This is a genomic window from Caballeronia sp. HLA56, from assembly GCF_054655155.1.
Map to the genome: position 1 here is coordinate 18,446 of NZ_BAAHOB010000001.1, position 17,744 is coordinate 36,189.

Annotated in this window: 16 protein-coding genes and 1 pseudogene; 7 read left to right on the forward strand and 10 right to left on the reverse strand. The window is 62.6% G+C overall.

The features are described from left to right. Positions 1 to 91: 91 nt before the first annotated feature. Entirely contained in the window at positions 92 to 865 is a 774-nt protein-coding gene (locus ACYQ47_RS00090) for an IclR family transcriptional regulator domain-containing protein (RefSeq protein WP_459904145.1), read from the forward strand. Here the strand turns inward: ACYQ47_RS00090 and ACYQ47_RS00095 are convergent, their stop codons facing one another. From ACYQ47_RS00095 to ACYQ47_RS00105, 3 genes are all read right to left on the reverse strand, one after another. Beyond that, entirely contained in the window at positions 866 to 1,708 is an 843-nt protein-coding gene (locus tag ACYQ47_RS00095) for a class II aldolase/adducin family protein (protein ID WP_250467688.1), read from the reverse strand. It lies immediately after the preceding gene. 166 nt (positions 1,709 to 1,874) lie between these two features. Further along, positions 1,875 to 2,414 carry a nucleoside deaminase gene (locus ACYQ47_RS00100; RefSeq protein WP_459904146.1) on the reverse strand — a complete coding sequence of 180 codons (540 nt, stop codon included), beginning with the start codon at positions 2,412 to 2,414 and terminating at the stop codon, positions 1,875 to 1,877. Between the two features lie 273 nt (positions 2,415 to 2,687). Continuing rightward, positions 2,688 to 3,662 carry an NAD-dependent epimerase/dehydratase family protein gene (locus ACYQ47_RS00105; protein WP_459904147.1) on the reverse strand — a complete coding sequence of 325 codons (975 nt, stop codon included), beginning with the start codon at positions 3,660 to 3,662 and terminating at the stop codon, positions 2,688 to 2,690. A 94-nt stretch (positions 3,663 to 3,756) separates the two neighbouring features. On the opposite strand from ACYQ47_RS00105, the gene ACYQ47_RS00110 reads away from it, so the two are divergent. From ACYQ47_RS00110 to ACYQ47_RS00120, 3 genes are all read left to right on the forward strand, one after another. Continuing rightward, complete coding sequence (locus tag ACYQ47_RS00110; RefSeq protein ID WP_459904148.1) at positions 3,757 to 4,650, forward strand: LysR family transcriptional regulator; 894 nt, start codon at positions 3,757 to 3,759, stop codon at positions 4,648 to 4,650. Positions 4,651 to 4,776: 126 nt separating this feature from the next. After that, positions 4,777 to 5,418, forward strand: a complete 642-nt coding sequence (locus tag ACYQ47_RS00115) for a LysE family translocator (RefSeq protein ID WP_459904149.1) — start codon at positions 4,777 to 4,779, stop codon at positions 5,416 to 5,418. 87 nt (positions 5,419 to 5,505) lie between these two features. Continuing rightward, a complete protein-coding gene (locus ACYQ47_RS00120; RefSeq protein ID WP_250467683.1) occupies positions 5,506 to 6,798 on the forward strand; it encodes an FUSC family protein in 1,293 nt (430 codons plus the stop codon). A 35-nt stretch (positions 6,799 to 6,833) separates the two neighbouring features. On the opposite strand, the gene zwf is transcribed toward ACYQ47_RS00120, so the two are convergent. The 4 genes from zwf to ACYQ47_RS00140 form a co-directional block, all read right to left on the reverse strand. Continuing rightward, a complete protein-coding gene (gene zwf, locus ACYQ47_RS00125; protein WP_244828944.1) occupies positions 6,834 to 8,309 on the reverse strand; it encodes a glucose-6-phosphate dehydrogenase in 1,476 nt (491 codons plus the stop codon). A gap of 178 nt (positions 8,310 to 8,487) precedes the next feature. Then, complete coding sequence (locus tag ACYQ47_RS00130; RefSeq protein ID WP_310394177.1) at positions 8,488 to 9,393, reverse strand: LysR family transcriptional regulator; 906 nt, start codon at positions 9,391 to 9,393, stop codon at positions 8,488 to 8,490. A gap of 69 nt (positions 9,394 to 9,462) precedes the next feature. Next, positions 9,463 to 11,529: a 2Fe-2S iron-sulfur cluster-binding protein gene (locus tag ACYQ47_RS00135; protein WP_459904150.1), complete on the reverse strand. Its 2,067-nt coding sequence runs from the start codon at positions 11,527 to 11,529 to the stop codon at positions 9,463 to 9,465. Between the two features lie 7 nt (positions 11,530 to 11,536). Further along, positions 11,537 to 12,157: a glutathione S-transferase family protein gene (locus ACYQ47_RS00140; RefSeq protein ID WP_250492989.1), complete on the reverse strand. Its 621-nt coding sequence runs from the start codon at positions 12,155 to 12,157 to the stop codon at positions 11,537 to 11,539. Positions 12,158 to 12,550: 393 nt separating this feature from the next. Here ACYQ47_RS00140 and ACYQ47_RS00145 point away from each other — a divergent pair, with 393 nt between their 5' ends. Then, positions 12,551 to 12,856, forward strand: coding sequence for a helix-turn-helix domain-containing protein (locus ACYQ47_RS00145; RefSeq protein WP_459904151.1), 306 nt, complete (start codon positions 12,551 to 12,553; stop codon positions 12,854 to 12,856). Positions 12,857 to 12,858: 2 nt separating this feature from the next. Beyond that, a pseudogene (locus ACYQ47_RS00150) lies at positions 12,859 to 14,149 on the forward strand (HipA domain-containing protein). 144 nt (positions 14,150 to 14,293) lie between these two features. On the opposite strand, the gene ACYQ47_RS00155 reads toward ACYQ47_RS00150, so the two are convergent. The 3 genes from ACYQ47_RS00155 to ACYQ47_RS00165 all read right to left on the reverse strand — a co-directional run bounded on the left by ACYQ47_RS00155 (position 14,294) and on the right by ACYQ47_RS00165 (position 15,476). After that, on the reverse strand, positions 14,294 to 14,659 hold the full coding sequence (locus ACYQ47_RS00155; protein ID WP_244828939.1) for a response regulator: 366 nt from the start codon (positions 14,657 to 14,659) through the stop codon (positions 14,294 to 14,296). A gap of 211 nt (positions 14,660 to 14,870) precedes the next feature. Next, positions 14,871 to 15,173, reverse strand: coding sequence for a hypothetical protein (locus ACYQ47_RS00160; protein ID WP_459904152.1), 303 nt, complete (start codon positions 15,171 to 15,173; stop codon positions 14,871 to 14,873). A 120-nt stretch (positions 15,174 to 15,293) separates the two neighbouring features. Continuing rightward, the gene (locus tag ACYQ47_RS00165) at positions 15,294 to 15,476 is read right to left on the reverse strand and encodes a DUF1289 domain-containing protein (protein ID WP_244828938.1); all 183 of its coding nucleotides are present in this window, start codon (positions 15,474 to 15,476) and stop codon (positions 15,294 to 15,296) included. A 238-nt stretch (positions 15,477 to 15,714) separates the two neighbouring features. On the opposite strand from ACYQ47_RS00165, the gene ACYQ47_RS00170 reads away from it, so the two are divergent. After that, positions 15,715 to 17,730, forward strand: a complete 2,016-nt coding sequence (locus tag ACYQ47_RS00170; RefSeq protein WP_244828937.1) for an AI-2E family transporter — start codon at positions 15,715 to 15,717, stop codon at positions 17,728 to 17,730. Positions 17,731 to 17,744: the final 14 nt, after the last annotated feature.

The following is a 17,744-nucleotide window of genomic DNA, read 5'->3' on the forward strand; positions in this document are numbered from 1 at the left end:
CGCGTGTGTCCGATAATCGACCGAATTGGGGGTTAGCACTGACCTTTCGGCTTTGTCAGCGCACGCCGGCTGCCCCATTCGAGCAACGAACATGACGAAAACATCGACACTCGACAAGCGCGACTGGATCGCCGGACTGGAGAAAGGTCTAGCCATTCTCGAAGCCTTCGACGACCAGCACGCGCGCATGACGCCGACGCAAGCCGCCATGCGCACCGGCATGACGCGCACGGCCGCGCGCCGCTATTTGCTGACGCTGGCACATCTCGGTTACGTGCAAACCGATGGCAAGCTCTTCAACCTGACGCCGCGCGTGTTGCGCGTGGGTTGGTCGTACTTCGACTCGGCGCGGCTGCCGCGTATCGTGCAGCCTTATCTGCAGCAGTTGAGCGCGCTGATCCACGAGTCAGTGTATGTGAGTGTGCTGGACGAATGGGATCTCGTCATCATCGCGCGAAACGGCTCGACGCGCGTCATGACCACCGGGTTCGTGCTCGGCGCGCGCGTGCCGGCGGCGTTGATGTCGGGCGGCATCGTTCTGCTCGCGCACAAGCCGGACGAGGAAGCGGTGCGCAAGTGGCTCGACGCCACGGAGTTCAAGCCGTTCACGCCGCTCACCATCACCAACAAGGAGAGGTTGTACGAAAAGATTCGCGCGGCGCGCGTGGAAGGTTACGTTGCAATCGAACAACAATTGCAGGTGGGCGTGCGCGGGATCGCCGTGCCGATGAAGAACCGTCACGGGCAAGTGGTCGCGGCTTTGTCGGCAAATATGCCGATCGGAAAAGAAACAAGCGAGGCTGCGCTCGCTCGGGTCTTGCCGCCGCTTCAGGAGACGGCGTTGAACATGCTCAACGTGATCTGATCAGTCGAACATGTCCGGCTGCGTGGCGACGAGGTCGTTCCAGATAGTCTGGAAGTGCAGCCAGCCGATATAGTCGCTGCCCACGTGTTCGCGGCTGTAACGCGCGCGGTCCGGCGTGACGAGCTTAGGCGTGATGCCGGTTTGCTCGATCATCAGTTGCTGATGGCAGCAGCGCTCCAGCGCAATGAACCAGAACGCCGCGGAGTCGATACTGTGGCGGCTCGCCGTGAGCAGCCCGTGGTTCTGATGGATCGCGGCTTTCACGCCCTTGAAGGCGAGCGCGACTTTGTTGCCACCTTTCACTTCCACTGCAACCTTGCCCGCTTCCTCGCCGATCACGACGTGATCTTCGAAGAAAGCAGCCGCGTCTTGCGAGATCGGTTCGAGCGCTTTGCCGAGCGACGCGAACGCGGTGCCGTAGAGCGTGTGCGCGTGGCACATGGCGACGATATCCTGGTGCATCTCATGCACGGCCGCATGCAACACGAAGCCGGCGCGATTGATCGCGTGATTGCCCTCGACGACGGTACCCTTGTGATCCGCGCAGATCAGATTCGACACCTTCACTTGCGAAAAGTGAATGGCCATCGGATTAGTCCAGTACAGGCCCGGGTTTTCCGGATCGCGCACGGTGAGATGCCCGGCGAAACCGTAATCGAAGCCTTGCAGCGCGAAGGCGCGACATGCACCCACTAGCCGCTCTTTCAAATACTGCCGATGTTCGGCCGCATTCTTGAATTCCGGCAATTCAGGAAAGATCAGCCCTTCCTGCTCCGGCTGATAGATCGATACCTTGCCTTCCTTGACGATCGACAATGTGGGTTTTTCGAGCACTTCGTTCATGGCGGGTCTCCAATGTTTGTTGCCTCGTTATCGTTATAGTCTCCCCGCCGCGATCCGATGACAAACGATCGATGTTCATCCATGCATGAACCCGGCTCATGCATGCAGTCAACGCATGACGGCCAATCCATCTTGCTTGCTTCATGTTGCATTGCGAGAGGCTTGTCTAGCGTTTGGCCCAGAACTCGCGTTGCACGCGTAGCACCTCGTCTTCTACTTCGGCAACCGGGCCGATCAGTTCGACGGGCTTCTGGCAGTGATCGAACACGTAGCGTGACGAGACGCTCATGGTCGGATTCTCTTCGTGATTGCCGGTGGCTTCCAGCAGACGCGCTTCCGTCAGTCCATACACCACGCGTCCAATGTTCGCCCAATACGCGGTTCCCGCGCACATGCAGCACGGCTCGACGGACGTATAGAGCGTGCAGCCCCACAAGTACTCCGGCGTGAAGTTGAGCGCCGCGACGCGCGCGAGCACCGACTCCGCGTGATTCACGGTATCGACATTGCCTTGCTCCATCAACACGGTTTCCTGGTCAGGACCGACGAGGATCGCGCCGAACGGATGATGACCGAGCAAGGTTGCACGCTCGGCGATAACGCTCGAATGCCGCAGATGCCGGATGATCTGCTCGCGCGTGGGCGTGAGACCTTGCGGCGGAAAAGCGTCGCTTTGCTGCTTGGGCGCGGGCGCGGTAATGCTCATGGACTTGTCTCCTGCAATCGCCGTTGGAAGGAAAGGCAGCATAGCGCAGGCAAAAAGCCGCTAGCGCGTGCGAGGCGGATGACGTGTATCAGCGCGAAAGGTGAGGGTATTCGGGAGGCATGCTCGCGGTTGGCACGGAGCCTTGAAAACAAAAGGCTTTTCCGTCGATTTGGCGGCTTTCGAGCGTCTAAAGGTGAGCGCTTTCGGGAGCCGTCGTTTTCGGCTGCTTACGAAGCCGAGCTTCATTGCGCCCAGAAGTAGTCCGCGCTTCGGTCACGCGCGCTCGCCGGGTTCGAGACAGCCGAGTCCGACGAGCGTGGCTTCGACGGCTTTATCGAGCGGCGTATGCGGTTCGTGGCCGAGCGTATGGACGAGCAAGGCGTTGTTCATGCGCACCGGCGTGCGCCATAAGTAGCGCATCTCGCGCAGCTCTCGAAACGTCGTATTGAAGGGCGATGCCAGCGCGAGCAACCACCACGGAAACCCGACGATGCGCGGCCGGTTGCGCGCGGCGACGCGCTGGATAGCACGAGCGAACTGCATGCCGTCTTCGTCCCAATGTCCGCCCATGTGAAAGCGCGCGAAGGGTTCGAGCGTATCGCGGCGTCGAAGCAACTCGATCATCGTGCGCGCCACATCGGGTAGATACGACCATTCATGCCCGACACCGCGCGCACCGGGACAACTGATTTTCCTGACCGGTTTGCCCGGCGTCACGAGTCCCTGCGAAAACCAGTTGTTGCCCGCTTTCGGCCCGAAGAAATCGCCCGCGCGCACGATCAGCACGCGCGCGCCTTCCTTGCTCGCGCGTTCCAGTCGCGCTTCCATCTCCACGCGTATCGCGCCTTTTTCCGTGAGCGGACGCTGCGGCGCGCGCTCATCGATGAAGGGCAGCGCGTCCGGCCCGAAGTTGTACACCGTGCCCGGCAGCACGATGGTCGCGCCCTCGGCTTTCGCGGCGCCGATGGTGTGATCGATCATCGGCAAGACGAAGTCGGCCCAGCGCTTGTAGCCCGGCGGATTCACCGCATGCACGATGACCGCGCAGCCTTGTGCGGCGCGCGTGACATCCGCGCGGTTCATGGCATCGCCCTGAATCCATTCGATGCCGTGCATGTCGGGCCGCGCGTCGGGTGCGCCCCGCTTCATGCCGCGCACGCGCCAGCCCGCATCGCGCAGCTGCCGCGCCACTTCGCTGCCAATTCCGCCGCTCGCCCCGAGCACCAATGCCTGTTCGCCGTGTGTCATGTCTTGCGCCTCTTATGGATCGAAGACCTTATTCTGTGCCGTGCAGCGATACAATAAAATTGCCTAACCTCGTTGAGCAGATATACAAATTCGTATGGCAGAGAGTATTGGCTGGGAGCTGTATCGCACTTTTTTGGCGGTCTTGCAGGAAGGTTCGCTTTCGGGCGCGGCGCGTTCGCTCGGCATCACGCAGCCTACTGCGGGACGGCATGTGGAGGCGCTCGAAAAGGCACTCGGCGTAAGCTTGTTCACGCGCTCGCAAACCGGCCTGCAACCGACCGATGTCGCGCTCGACCTGCGCGCGCATGCCGAGGCGATGCACAGCACGGCCGCATCGCTCGAACGCGCCGCGACGGGTCATGCGGATGGCGCGAGCGTGCAGGGCGCCGTGCGGATCTCGGCGAGCGAAGTCGTGGGCGTCGAAGTGTTGCCGCCCATTCTCGCGGCGTTGCGCGAGCGGCATCCGCGTCTCGTGATCGAACTCGTCCTCAGCAATCGCGTGCAGGACCTGCTCAGACGCGAAGCCGACATCGCCGTGCGCATGGTGCGGCCGAAGCAGACGCAACTCGTCGCGCGGCGCGTCGGGCGGATCGAAGTGGGCTTGCACGCGCATCGCGACTATCTCGCGAAGCATGGCACGCCGCGCAACGTCGCGGCGCTGGATCGGCATGCGATCATCGGTTTCGATCGGCCGAACGCCTTCGTACGCGAAGCGAGCAAGTCGCTGCCGGAATTTTCGCGCGATACGTTCGCCCTGCGCTCGGACAGCGACCTCGCGCAACTTGCGCTGATCCGCGCGGGCGCGGGCCTCGGCATGTGTCAGGTAGCGCTTGCCCGGCGCAACGAGTCGCTCGTGCGCGTGCTGCCGAAAGTATTCACGTTTCAGCTCGAAACCTGGGTGACGATGCACGAAGATCTGCGCGGCAGTCCGCGCTGCCGCGCCGTGTTCGACGCGCTGGCGGATGGCATCGAGCGCTATGCGGACTGATCACGCACTGGCCTGCCGGTTCACGTGGGAATCGTGCATGTGCGGGGGTGCTTCGGTCGGCGAGAATATCGGCGGGCGCGAAAGCTCGCGCTCATCGGCAAATACTCGACTCGCCGGAGCCACTCCATGTCTGCTCACGCATTGGTCAGCGCCAACCTTCTGCTGGCCTATTCCGCTTATTTCGTCGGCACGGCAAGCCCCGGCCCGAGCAATCTCGCGATCATGTCGATTGCGAGCACTTCCGGCCGGCGCGCGGCGTTCGCTTTCGCGGCGGGCGTGATCTCCGGCTCCTTCTTCTGGGCGATGCTCGCCGCGCTCGGCCTTTCCGCCGTGTTGACGGCATACACGGGCTTTCTCGTCGCGGTCAAGCTGTGTGGCGGCGTGTATCTCTTGTGGCTCGCGTTCAAGTCGGGCCGCTCGGCGTGGCGGCCGGCGCGCCGTGCATCGTCGGTGGAAACGACTGGGCAACCAGACACGCGCAAGCTCTATGCACGCGGCGCGCTGCTGCATCTGACCAATCCGAAGGCCATTCTCGTATGGATGTCGGTGGCGGCGCTCGGCTCATCGGCGGGCGAGGGCACCGCGCACATGCTCGCGGTCGTCGCGGGCTGTCTGTGTATCGGCGTATGCGTGTTCGGCGGCTATGCCGCGCTTTTTTCGATGGCATCGGCGCGCCGCATCTACACGCGCATCCAGCGCGGTCTCGACGCCGCGCTCGCGCTCGTCTTTGCAGTTGCAGGCATTCGACTGCTGACTTCGCGGGTCTGACGCAATCCGCCGTCTTTTTGTCTTGCCTTTGCGCTCGGGCCGCATCGCGACTACGCTGCAAAGTGCATCCTCGAAGACGCCCCGACAATGCCCAACGAAAACTCGACCCGAGCCGCCCCGCCGCTCGAACGTGACGCCCTGAGCGGCGTGGACGCGCTCGCGCCCGTTCTGCGCGATGCCTTCGTCTCGCTGGGCCGCGAACTCATCGCGATCAAACCGACGCCCGAGCGCGCGCTCTTCGCCACGCAGGCGATGTTCTCGGTGGCGCTCGCGGTCGCGCTGGCCTACGCGTTTCACTTGACGCACATCTGGTGGGCCGCCATCAGCGGCTTCGCCGTCATGCAGACCAAGTTCTCCGCGTGCGCGCAACGCGGCGTGCATCGCGTGCTCGGCACGGTGGCGGGCGCGTTGCTCGGGGCGGTGGCCGGGCCGCTCATCGGCGATGTGCCGTGGCTCTTCGTGCCGCTGCTCGGGTTGATCGCAGGCTTCTCGGTGTTTCGCGCGCTCGTTTCGGATGCCGGCTACGCCTGGGTGCTAGGCGCGGTGACCGCGCTGATGGTGACGTTCGAGGCGCATCGGCTCGATTCGGCATCGGCGACGGCTTCGTTCGCGGTGCTGCGCGTGGTCGAGGTGATCGTCGGCACCGTGGCGTGCGTGGCCGTGTCGGCGCTCTTTCACGCGGGCGTGCAGCATTATCGGAAAAAGCGTGGCGCGGCGCTCGTGCCGGGCGCGCAGGCGTCGTCCACGGCCGACAGGGTGAATGCCAACAGCCTCGCCGTCACGCATGCCATCACGCTCGTTCCCTCCGATGCCGCGCAAGCCGTGCAAGCGCTCGAAGCCGCGCACGCGCAGCACGTTGCCGACGTCATGCGCAAGCGCCTGGCATGGCAGTCCGCGTGGTCGATCATGATTCTCGCGGCGCTCGCGTATGCGTGGAATTTGCCCGGCTTCGCGCAGGCGATGGTAACGGCCGTTGCCGTGCTGATCTTGCCCGCATCCGCACTGGACAAGCCGACGAAAAAACCCGTCACGCAGCGCATGGTGCAGCGGCTCGTCGGCTGTCTGCTGGCGGGAGCGGTGAGCCTCGCGCTTTTGCCACTGCTGGGCGACAACGCGTTCGCCTGCATGCTCGCGCTGTGCGCGGGCGTGTGGCTCGGCTGTCACGTGCAGACGGGCTCGCAGGGTGCGAGCTATGTCGGGCGGCAGTTCAGCATCGCGTTCATCATGGTCTTCGTGCAGGACCACCATTGGTCGTCGGACCCGATGCCCGCCGTGCTGCGGCTGTCCGGCATTCTGTGCGGGATCGTCGTGCTCGCCTGGGTGATGGCGGTCGGCACGGCGTGGTCCGCGCGGCAGGGCGCTCGCTCGATGATGCGATAAAGCGCCCGCCGCGAAGTCAGCGCGAAGTCAACGCATCACGCTTCCTCGGCCCACGCGAGATTCTCGCGCGCCATCAGTGCCGATGAAGCCGCCGGGCCGAACGTTCCCGCCGTATAACCGCGCGGCTTGTCGCCAAGTTCCTTCCAGCCGTTGAGAATGGGCTCGACCCACGCCCAAGCCGCTTCGAGTTCGTCGCGGCGCATGAAGTGCGTGAGACGGCCGCGAATCACGTCGATCAGCAAACGCTCATACGCTTCCGCGCGGCGCTCGGTGAACGCCTGCTGCAGATCGAGGTTCAGATTGACGGGCAGCATTTGCATGCCGCTGCCGGGTTCCTTCGCCATCATCTGCAACTGGATTGATTCTTCCGGCTGCAACGTGATGGTGAGCCGGTTGCCGTAATGACGCGGACCCGCCGGAATGATCGAGAACGGCAAGTCGGCAAAGTCGATGACGATCTCCGAGCGCCGGTTCTGCATGCGCTTGCCGGTGCGCAGGAAGAACGGGACGTTGGCCCAGCGCCAGTTGTTGATATGCGCGCGCAATGCGACGAAGGTCTCGGCGCGGCTTTCGGCGGGCACGTTGTCTTCCTGCAGGTAGCCCTTCACCGCCTCGCCGCCGACCGCGCCCGCCGCATACTGACCGCGCACGGTGTCGCGGGCGATATCCGCGACCGACATGGGACGCAGCGACTTCAGCACCTTGAGCTTTTCGTCGCGCACGGCGTCTGGATCGAGCGAGACGGGCGGTTCCATCGCCACGATGCACAGCAGTTGCAGCAAGTGGTTCTGCACCATGTCGCGCAGCGCGCCGGTGTGATCGTAAAAGCCCGCGCGGCTGCCCACGCCCACCGTTTCCGACACCGTGATCTGCACGCTCTTGATGTAAGGCGCTTGCCACAGCGGACCGAAGATGGCGTTGCCAAAGCGCAGCACCATCAGGTTCTGGACCGTCTCCTTGCCGAGATAATGGTCGATGCGATAAATCTGCTCTTCCTTGAAGCGCTTGCCGACGGCGTTGTTGATCTCGACCGCCGAGGCGAGATCGTGACCGAGCGGCTTTTCCAGCACGACGCGCGACTGCTCGTCCACGAGACCCGCTGCCGCGAGATTGTCACAGATGGTGGTGAACAGTTCCGGCGAGGTCGAAAGATAGAACACGCGCTGCGCGTTTTCGCGCGATGCTTCGGCGAGACGGCGGAAGTCGTCCGGGTTTTCGACATCCACGCGCACGTAGTCGAACAGCGCGAGGAATTTGTCCCACGACTGCGCATCGAAGCCTTTTTCGTCGATGAACGGGCGCGACTGCTTCTCCATGAAATTCTTCAGATAGTCTTCGCGCGTCCAGTCCTTGCGGCCGATCGCGAGAATGCGCGTGTCGGGCGGCAGATTGCAATGCGAATGAGCCATGTAGAGCGCGGGCAGCAGCTTGCGTGCGGCAAGGTCGCCGCCGCCGCCGAAGATGATCATGTCGAGCGGGCGTTCATTCGAGGAAGATGTTTGATTCGTCATGGTGCGTGAGCCGTTGAAGGTTCAGGAAAGCCGAAGCGCGGCGACCGTGACATCCGGTCGAGAGAGCTATGTTGCATGGTTTGCCGGCATTTTGCACGGGGCGCGCGCTAACGGCCGTTCGATTCGAGCGGACGAGCTTCGAAGCGCGCGTGTCTTGCCCGCCGCGCGCAACCAAAAACTAACGCCAGTTCAGCGATGGATTAGCGCGCAACGCAGGCACGGCGAGATCGAGAAACGCGCGCACCTTCTGCGCGACATGGCGCCCTTCGCGATGCACGAGATGCACCGGCAGCGGCGGCGGTTCGAAATCGGCGAGAAGGGTGACGAGCGCGCCTTCGTTCAGATGCGACGCGATCTGATAAGAAAGCAGCCGCGCAATGCCGAAGCCCGCGAGCGCGGCTTCCATCGCCGAGTCGTTGGTCGTGGTGGAAAGGCGCGGCCGCGCGCGCACGACGATATGCCGCTCGCCCTCGTAAAGACGCCATTCGGGCGGCGTCGAGGAGCCGGTGGACGTGATGATCGTATGGTCATCGAGGTCGGCGGGATGTCGCGGCGTGCCGTGTTCATCGAGATATTCGGGCGACGCGCACAGCACCCGCCGCACGTGGCCCACGGGAATCGCCTGCAGCGACGAGTCCGGCAGTTCCGCGATCCGCACCGCCACGTCGATACCTTCGTCGACGAGATTCACCACGCGGTCGACAAACCAGCAACTGGCGTCCGCTTCCCGATAGCGCGAAAGGTAGTCGAGCATCACCGGCATGACATGCAGTCGGCCGAACATGACTGGCGCGGTGATGGCGAGGACGCCACGCGGCGACGAATGCGTGCCGGTTGCGGCGAGGTCAGCGCTGTCGAGTTCGCCGAGAATGCGGCGGCAGTCCTCGAAGTAGCCACGGCCTGCGTCGGTGAGACGCACGACGCGTGTGGTGCGCGTGAGCAGCCGCACGCCAAGCCGTTCTTCGAGTTCCGTGACGACGCGGCTCACCACCGATGGCGACACTTCGAGCTTGCGCGCGGCGGACGCGAAGCCTCCGGTTTCGACCACGGTGACGAAGGTCGACATTGCCTGGAAACGATCCATGTTGGGGCGCACGGCCTGCGGGCTGGGAAGTTGCCGTGCATTCTCGGGCATGCTGGCGCGCCGCGCAATCTAGAGATCGAGTAGCAGCGGCGCGCTTTGTTCCGCGGGAAGCGCGCAGCAGATCAAGGCTTCGTCGTCGCCGACATGAAACGCGGGCTCGCTTGCATAGGTCACAGCGCCTTCCCTGATGCGCGTCCTGCACGTGCCGCATGTTCCGCCGCGACAGTTGAACTCCGCGTCGATGCCGTTTGCTTCGGCCAGATCGAGCAACGAGCCGCTTTCGGGCGACCATTGCACGCGCTTGTCCGACTTGAGGAAACTCACCGATACGGCTTGCGTGGCCGCTGGCGGCATCGGCTTCGTCTCGCTACCGCGATCGGCCGTGCGTCGCAGCGATGCGGGACCGAAGACTTCGGCATGGACGCGCGTGTCGGCCACGTTGAGCGCGCGCAAGTCATCGTAGAGCGATTGCATGAACGCGCCCGGTCCGCACAGATAGAAGTCGTAGTCGTTGAACGGCAGAAAGCTCGTCAACAAGTCGATATCGATCCGCCCCGACACCTCGTAATCTTCCTTGAAGGTCGCGCCTTGTGGGTCGCTCAGCACGCGAATCACGCGCACCGCGCCGCCCGCGCTTTGCACCAGTGCATCGATCTCGGCGGCGAACGCGCGATTGGCGAGCGTTCGCGCCGATACGATCAGCCACGTCGGGCGGATGCGGCGCTTGCGCAGGCCTTCGTAGACGACGTGCCGCAGCATCGCGATCATCGGCGTAATGCCGACGCCCGCCGCGATCAGCACGGCCGGGCGTCGCTCCAGCGCGTCGATGGTGAAGTCGCCCGCCGGCGCGCGCGCCTCGACGACATCGCCCACTTTCAATGTGTCATGCAGATGCGCGGACACGCGTCCTTCGCGCTTCACGCTGATGCGATACATCCCGTCCGATGGCGCCACCGACAGCGTGTACGTGCGGATCAGCGGCTTCGCTTCGCCGGGAAGATGCGCGCGAATCGGCAAATGCTGGCCGGCCGCGTGCGCCACGATGCCCGCGCCATCCGCCGATTGCAGATGGAAAGAGCGGATGACATCGCTTTCATCGACGATGCGGCTCACCCTGAACGGCCGCCACGCGTTGGCGAGCGCGGCCGCCTTCATGCGTTCGGATGCCTCCGCCCAGTCGCCCGTCATCAGCGCATTGGGCGAAAAGCCTTCGCGGCGCAGCGCCCAGCGCAAGGGCAGCGCATTCTCGCGCAGCACGACACGACGCGGCGTGAAGCGCCACAGCCTTTCCGCGCCTTGAAACGCGGCGATTTCGGGTGAATCGGTGAGCACTTCGGCGTCGCCCGTAAGTTGCAGCAGCGTGCCGCTTTCGAAGTCCGTGAAGAGCAGACCGGCGCGTCCGTTCACAAGAATATTGCCGAGCGTGTTGAAGAAGAGGTTGCCCGCGAAGTCGGGAATGGTGAGCACGCCATCGTCCGAGATGCGCACGAAACCCGCCTTGCCGCCGCGATGCGACACATCCACTTGACGATGCCCGTCTTCGCGGTCGAAATACGATGCCACGAAGAAGGTGTCGGCGCGTTCGATCATCGCCCTTGCGCGTGGCGAGTGCGGATCTTCTTCGACCGGCTTCGAGCTCGAAGGCTCGGAAGGCTCGCGCACGAATTCGAAATCGCGCAGTTGAATGTATTGCGGGCAATTGCCGAAGCTCTGTTCGACGGCCACTTCGAACGCGCGGTCGCCATTGCGATGAATCACGCCGTTCATGCGGTTACGCCGCCGCGTATGCAGTTCGATGCCGAGCATGCCGACCGATGCGCCATCGTTCATGCCGGCATCGGCGGGATCGTTCTTGTCGCGCGGATGCCTGACGGCGAGAGTCGTCGCGTCAGGCGTTTGCAGAAAGCCGGGTCGGCCCGCGAGGAGCGTGGCCCAGGCGTCGCCGTTTCGATCGACCGCGCCCGTGACGATGAACGGCAGCTGCGCGAAGAATTGCCGATGCTGCTCCGGCATGAAGCTGCGCACCACGCGCCGCCCTTGTTCCTGCATGCGCTCGTAGACGCCCGCGGTTTTCTGCAGCGTGATTTCGCCGCGATGCCACGGCGCGTCCATCGTGACGGGACTGGAGAAGGACATGATCGTCTCAGGCCCGCAGCCCGGCCGCCGTCTTTTGGAACTCGATGAATCCGGGCAGCGCTTCCACGCGCGCCAGCCACGCGTTCACATGGCGATAACCGGACAAATCGACGTTGCCTTCGGGCGCGCTGGAGATGTAGCTGTAGAGCGCGACATCCGCGATGGTCGGATGCGAGCTGCCAATATCGGCGATCCAGTCGCGCGACTGCAATTCTTCGTCGATGACTTCGAGCGAGGCGTGCGCCCGGCCGATGACTTCTTCGGTATCGAACTTCCGGCCGAACACGGTGACGAGACGCGCCGCGCATGCGCCGTAGGCGATCTGGCCTGCGGCAACGGAGAGCCAGCGTTGCACTTGGGCCGCTTCGAGGGGCGTTTCGGGGAGCCAGCGGGCATCGCCGCTTTTCTTCGCGAGGTAGACGAGGATGGCGTTCGAATCGGCGATGACGTGATCGCCGTCGGTAAGCACCGGGATTTGGCCGAAGCGATTCAGGCGCAGGAATTCAGGCGACTTGTGCGCGTTGGCGGCGAGGTCGACGACTTCTTCTTCGTGATCCAGGGCAAGAAGGTGCAAGAAAAGCCGCGCCCGGTGGGAGTGGCCGGAGAGGGGATGGTGATAGAGCTTCATGGCGGGCTTGTCCTTATGTTGGGTTCTTGACAGTCTTCTGACGCGGAGGCGCGTTTTGCTGACCTTTACGGAGGGTCTCTCCGTGTACGAACCAAGTATGGGGACTTGTCCTGCTGAGTTGAATACCAGATGGATTCAAATCACTGTTCTTGTTTGGAGAACGGTGAGGTATTTGGGAGGCTGGGATTCACGCTTGTGCAAGCTGTTTCCTATTTGCAAAATCGTGCGACTTATATCGGAAATGCATGCATCGCCGTAACCTGCGTTCCCGAGCGGGTACGAGATGCGATTTTTATAAGTTGTTGAGGGCCTTCGTTCCCGAGCGGATACCAAGGCAGCCTATTTGAGGCCAGCGTGGCATAATGTTCCCGAGCGGGAACGAGAGGGTCAGCCATGTCTGAACAACGCAACCAGATAACAGATGTTGTCGCATTAGGTGCGCTAGTGCGTGCCGTACGCATCGCGCAAGGTTTCAAGCGCGACGAGTTGGCAACGGCGACTGGCCTATCGCCCAAATTCATCACTCAAATTGAGTTGGGGAAGGAAACGGCTCAGGTCGGGAAGGTGCTTCAGTTGCTGAGTGAACTCGGCATGCATCTCTACCTGGAAACGCCCGGCACGACATTTACAAAAGAAAGCCTCGAATCCGCATTGAAGCGACGCCGGTCGCGCCGAAGAACTCCACCTGAGGCAGCCTGATCGTGACGTCTCGAACTTTGATTGCCTATGCCAACGGGCGACGCGTTGGTACGCTACTCGATGAAAACGGTGTCTGGAGCTTTGGCTATGATCCTCACTGGGTCGCAGCGAAGGATGCCTTTCCCCTATCGCCGGCTTTACCTTTAAGCAGCGACCGCGTCGTCGATGGCTCGTCAAAGCGCCCTGTGCAATGGTTCTTCGACAACCTGCTTCCAGAAGAAGCCATGCGCGAGGCGCTCGCAAAGGAAGCGTCGATGGATGCCAGCGACGCATGGGGATTACTCGCTTATTACGGTCGCGAAACCGCGGGTGCGCTTTCGCTAATGGCCGAGGGTGAAACCGAGCCTAGAGCTGACCGGGCCCCGCTGGCGCTGGAAGAACTCGAGAGGCGCATTCAGGCAATGCCGACACACGCGCTGACTGCGACTTCGCCGAAGCGAATGTCGGCGGCAGGTGCTCAGCAAAAGCTGCTCATCATTCTGACGGGAGAGCACCCTGAACATGAGTTGTTCGAGCCAGTGGGCGCCGAGCCTTCCATGCATCTACTCAAGCCGGATATGCGGATGGCCGGCTATCCTCATTCGGCCATCAACGAGTTCTTTTGCGCGCGGCTAGCGCGCCAGTTGAGCTTGCCCATACCCAATCAATACCCATTTTCTGCGCGTGCCTTCGGCGTGTTACGTCATCGACCGCTTTGATCGTGACGTCGCGAGCGCACCAATGTCGCGAATTCACATGCTCGATGCGACCCAACTGCTTAATAAGGATAAAGCGTTCAAATACAACAACGCCAGCGCCAAAGCGCTTGGAGAATGTGTGTCCCTGCTCGGAACGAAAGCATTGGCCCGACTCGCGCTTTTTAGATGGACTGTGTTCAACGTCCTCGTGGGCAATGCGGATGCACATCTGAAGAACGTTTCGTTTTTCTCGCGTTCTTCCGGCTACGCACTTGCACCCTTCTATGATCTCGTCAGTACAGTCGTCTATAACACGCCCTCGCACCATGAACACGGCGAGCGCTGGCCTCATGTGGAGCTCTCCATGCCCATCGGCAACGCAAGGCGCTTTGCCGAGATATCGCGTGCAAATGTGCTGGCGTTTGCTGAGGAACTCGGAATGCGTGCGTCGGGCGCGGAGAAGGACTTGGAAAAGATGCTCGCTGAACTGCCCGGCGCCATTGGACGAACGCGCGCAGAGGTCAACATTGTTGCTCAGCCTAGCGCCGGTGAAATTCGGCTCCTGGACAGCATCCAACATATGCCGCTGAGCGAAATGAGCCGAGCCCTAAGCTAGTAACGAGCGCCTAAAGCGCAAGTCGATCTATGCCGCTGCACGACCGATAGCAACGTCTTCGCGACTATGCCGGAACTGTCGGATAGATGTTCGTTTATGGCGAGTGCGCGTTCTGTTCAGCATCGCGCCGCCGCGCCTACGCTCTCAATCCAGTCCCGCCGCAGCCTGCCATTCCTCAAGCGCTCGTTCGAGACCACTAAACGTCACCGGCTTATGCATATACCCGTCGAACGACGGAAAGTCGTTGTCGCCCAATTCCGTGCGCCCTGTCATCGCGATCATGTATGCATCGTGAGAAGCGCCTTCGGCCCGCAAGCCCTCACACATTTCACGGCCGTCGCCATCGGGTAGCTCGACATCCGCGAGGATCACATCGAAGGTATGTGCATGCGCAAGTTCGCGTGCGACGCCGCAATCGTGAGCAAGCTGAACCTGATGCCCCAGTTTGCCGATCAGCGAAGCAATGCCTGCCGCGAAATCGCGATCGTCGTCCAACACCAGAATTTGCATAAGTCGCCCCGTTCGCGCGTTGGTTGAGTTGCTAGCTCCCTATGCAAGGACAGTGCCATCAGCACGCGATAAACACAGCGCCTTGCGCCGTGTGGCCTAGCCAACGAAGCGAACGATCGTATCAGCCGCGATTTGGAATAGTTACCGGGCAAGCGCGCTCATTGTTAACGAGACTGCTACGCGCACCAGGCGCCGCGGGCCACGCGCAACCTTAATTCTGGGGCGGCACATTCGCCTTGTTCCCCGCCAGCGGCGACCCATACCCGCCACTATTCGCGTTGTTAGGCAGTCCATTGACTAGTTGCGCTCGCGGATCGCTCGGATTCAAATTCAACTCTCCCGCCTGCGCATTCCCGTGCGTCGGGTACTGGCTTCCAAGCGGCGCGTCCGGCATGAGCTTGGGGTTGTTCTGAGGCGCGCTCATATCCGTTTCCGCACTCGGCGAATGCAACTGCGCAAACGCGCTCGACGCCGCGAGCAACAAGCCCGTAAAGACACAAAGGCGAACGTTCATGGCAAAACTCCCGAGGTGGCGGCGCGAAGCGGTCCGCATTGCTTGAGTCTAGACCCGCGCCGTGCGACGAACGCTGATCTCCCTACCGTCGACCAGTCCAGCGTTTGTCTCGAGCGCGCGCTATTTCTTGTGTTTCTTGAGTTTGGCTTTGCGCTTGCCGCGCTCATCGATTATCCGCACGCGATGCTTGTCCTTCATCTTCTTCCATTCCTTGCATTCTTCCTTCGTGCGCAGGCAACCAATGCAGAAGCCCGTCTTTTCATCGAACTTGCAGATGCTGATGCAGGGCGAATCGACTCCCATGATTTATCCGTGAAAGTGCCGCATGGGCGTGACAGTGGGCCAACAATTTCGCACGCTGCGTGCCCGTGTCGCCAACTGATTGTTTCGATGATCCTCATAGCGCCGCCTAGCGGTGCCCCGCAAACCCTCACCTTTGACCCGAATTGCGGCATGACGCTTGCTTCATGCGGACAAATGCGTGACACGTCCGTTGCGCCGATGACGCTTTTCCCTCCTCACGAGCGAGCGAATAATTCAAATGCCTCCCGCACCCGGCTCGCGCCGTCCACCCGCCAAAATACTGCCGCCCGACGCGCCTGGCCTGCGCGCGCTGGCGTCGCTGGTGACTGGTGTCATCGTCATATGCGCTTTGTACTTCGGGCGCGCGGTACTTATTCCGATCATCCTCGCGATTCTGCTGAGCTTTCTGCTCGCACCTTTCGTCGATATGTTGCGGCGCATTCGCTTCGGGCAAGTGCCATCGGTGATCGTCGCGGTGTTGCTGGCGTTGTCGGTGCTGACGGCTGTCGGCGCGCTGATCGGCGCGCAGGTCGCGCAACTTGCGGGCGATCTGCCGAAGTATCAGGTCGCGGTAGAACGCAAGATCGACTCCGTGCAGCGCCTGACAGTCGGTCGCGCCGATGAATTTCTCGGGCGCGCATCGCGTGCGCTCAAACGCATTTCGCCCGCGCGCGAGCAGGAGCAGCGCACCGCCGAGAACAATCCCGCCGCCTCGCCGATCGATCAGCCGATGCCGGTGGAAGTGCACGAACCATCGCCGTCGCCGCTGGAACTGGCGCAGCGCTTTCTCTCGCCGGTCATCAGTCCGCTGGAAACGACGGGCATCGTGCTGGTGGTCGCCGTGTTCATCCTGTTGCAGCGTGAAGATCTACGCGACCGGCTGATACGCCTATTCGGCTCGCGCGATCTGCACCGGGCAACCACCGCGATGGACGAAGCCGCGCGCCGTCTTTCGCGCTATTTTCTGGCGCAGCTCGGCATCAACGTGAGCGTGGGCATCATCATTTCGATTGGGCTCGCGGTTATCGGCGTGCCGGGCGCATTGCTGTTCGGCGTGATGACGGCGCTTCTGCGCTTCGTGCCGTACGTCGGGACGTGGATCGCCGCGCTCGTCGCAGTGGTGTTCGCGGCGGCGGTTGGCCCCGGCTGGACCATGCTGATCTGGACCATCGTGTTGTTCGGCGTGACCGACATCGTCGCGGGACAGATCGTCGAGCCGCTCCTGTACGGTCACAGCACCGGGCTTTCGCCGTTCGCGGTGATCGTCGCGGCAATCTTCTGGAGCTGGATCTGGGGGCCAATCGGTCTCGTGCTGTCGACGCCGCTCACGCTGTGCCTCGTGATTCTCGGGCGCCATGTGGATCGCCTCGAATTTCTCGATGTGCTGTTCGGCGACCGGCCAGCGCTCACCCCTGCGGAAAATTTTTATCAGCGCCTGCTTGCCAACGATCCCGACGAAGCGCTGGCGCAAGCGGAATCGCTGCTGACGGAACGCTCGCTGATCGCTTACTACGACGAAGTCGCGCTCGAGGGCTTGCGGCTCGCGCATAACGACGTGCTGCGCGGCGTGGTGACGGTGGATCAGTTGCGGCGCATCAACGAGTCGGCGCTCGATATCATCGAAGGGCTGGAGGAAACCGACGATACCGCCGTGCTGCCGCCGCCTCATCGCGAAGATCCGCCCGCGAGTCTGGAGTCGCCGGACGAAGCGGTGCCGCTCGCCTACGAAGCGCCGCCGCCGCATTTCGATGCGCAAGCGGAAGGTCACACGGCGTCGGTGTTGTGCATTGCAGGGCGCAGCGAACTGGACGATCTGGCCGCGACAATCGCGGTGCAACTCTTTAGGAAGCACGGGCTGGGCGCCGATCTGGCGGGCTACGAACGCTTCTCGCGCGGACGCTTCGGCGAAGTGAACCTGCACGGCGTGTCGATCATCTGCGTGGTCTCGTTCGATGCCGCCGAGTCGCCGCCATATCTGCGCAATCTCTTGCGCCGCCTGCATCAGCGTGCGCCGGCAGCCGAGCTGATCGTGGGACTCGTGTTCCCCGAAAGTCCGCTGCAGGGCGAAGCGCTGGTGCGCACGAGTTCGGCGGCGGTGTCGTTCAAGGAACTGGTCGAGGCATGCGTGGCGGCGGCACGCCGTCAATCGACCGATGGCGTCTCATGGACCGGACTCGATCCCTCGGATGGCGAAGCCGCGCTCGAAGGACCGTCCGCGCCCGAAGAGGACGCGCCGGCGTTGCGCAACGGCTGAAGCCTGCGGCCGCC

Excerpts from the sequence above, each read along its gene's own strand:
- ACYQ47_RS00090 (WP_459904145.1), top strand. The coding sequence starts at position 92 with ATGACGAAAACATCGACACTCGACAAGCGCGACTGGATCGCCGGACTG.
- ACYQ47_RS00095 (WP_250467688.1), bottom strand. The coding sequence starts at position 1,708 with ATGAACGAAGTGCTCGAAAAACCCACATTGTCGATCGTCAAGGAAGGC.
- zwf (WP_244828944.1), bottom strand. The coding sequence starts at position 8,309 with ATGACGAATCAAACATCTTCCTCGAATGAACGCCCGCTCGACATGATC.
- ACYQ47_RS00100 (WP_459904146.1), bottom strand. The coding sequence starts at position 2,414 with ATGAGCATTACCGCGCCCGCGCCCAAGCAGCAAAGCGACGCTTTTCCG.
- ACYQ47_RS00145 (WP_459904151.1), top strand. The coding sequence starts at position 12,551 with ATGTCTGAACAACGCAACCAGATAACAGATGTTGTCGCATTAGGTGCG.
- ACYQ47_RS00135 (WP_459904150.1), bottom strand. The coding sequence starts at position 11,529 with ATGTCCTTCTCCAGTCCCGTCACGATGGACGCGCCGTGGCATCGCGGC.
- ACYQ47_RS00105 (WP_459904147.1), bottom strand. The coding sequence starts at position 3,662 with ATGACACACGGCGAACAGGCATTGGTGCTCGGGGCGAGCGGCGGAATT.
- ACYQ47_RS00170 (WP_244828937.1), top strand. The coding sequence starts at position 15,715 with ATGCCTCCCGCACCCGGCTCGCGCCGTCCACCCGCCAAAATACTGCCG.
- ACYQ47_RS00120 (WP_250467683.1), top strand. The coding sequence starts at position 5,506 with ATGCCCAACGAAAACTCGACCCGAGCCGCCCCGCCGCTCGAACGTGAC.
- ACYQ47_RS00110 (WP_459904148.1), top strand. The coding sequence starts at position 3,757 with ATGGCAGAGAGTATTGGCTGGGAGCTGTATCGCACTTTTTTGGCGGTC.
- ACYQ47_RS00155 (WP_244828939.1), bottom strand. The coding sequence starts at position 14,659 with ATGCAAATTCTGGTGTTGGACGACGATCGCGATTTCGCGGCAGGCATT.
- ACYQ47_RS00160 (WP_459904152.1), bottom strand. The coding sequence starts at position 15,173 with ATGAACGTTCGCCTTTGTGTCTTTACGGGCTTGTTGCTCGCGGCGTCG.
- ACYQ47_RS00130 (WP_310394177.1), bottom strand. The coding sequence starts at position 9,393 with ATGGATCGTTTCCAGGCAATGTCGACCTTCGTCACCGTGGTCGAAACC.
- ACYQ47_RS00140 (WP_250492989.1), bottom strand. The coding sequence starts at position 12,157 with ATGAAGCTCTATCACCATCCCCTCTCCGGCCACTCCCACCGGGCGCGG.
- ACYQ47_RS00165 (WP_244828938.1), bottom strand. The coding sequence starts at position 15,476 with ATGGGAGTCGATTCGCCCTGCATCAGCATCTGCAAGTTCGATGAAAAG.
- ACYQ47_RS00115 (WP_459904149.1), top strand. The coding sequence starts at position 4,777 with ATGTCTGCTCACGCATTGGTCAGCGCCAACCTTCTGCTGGCCTATTCC.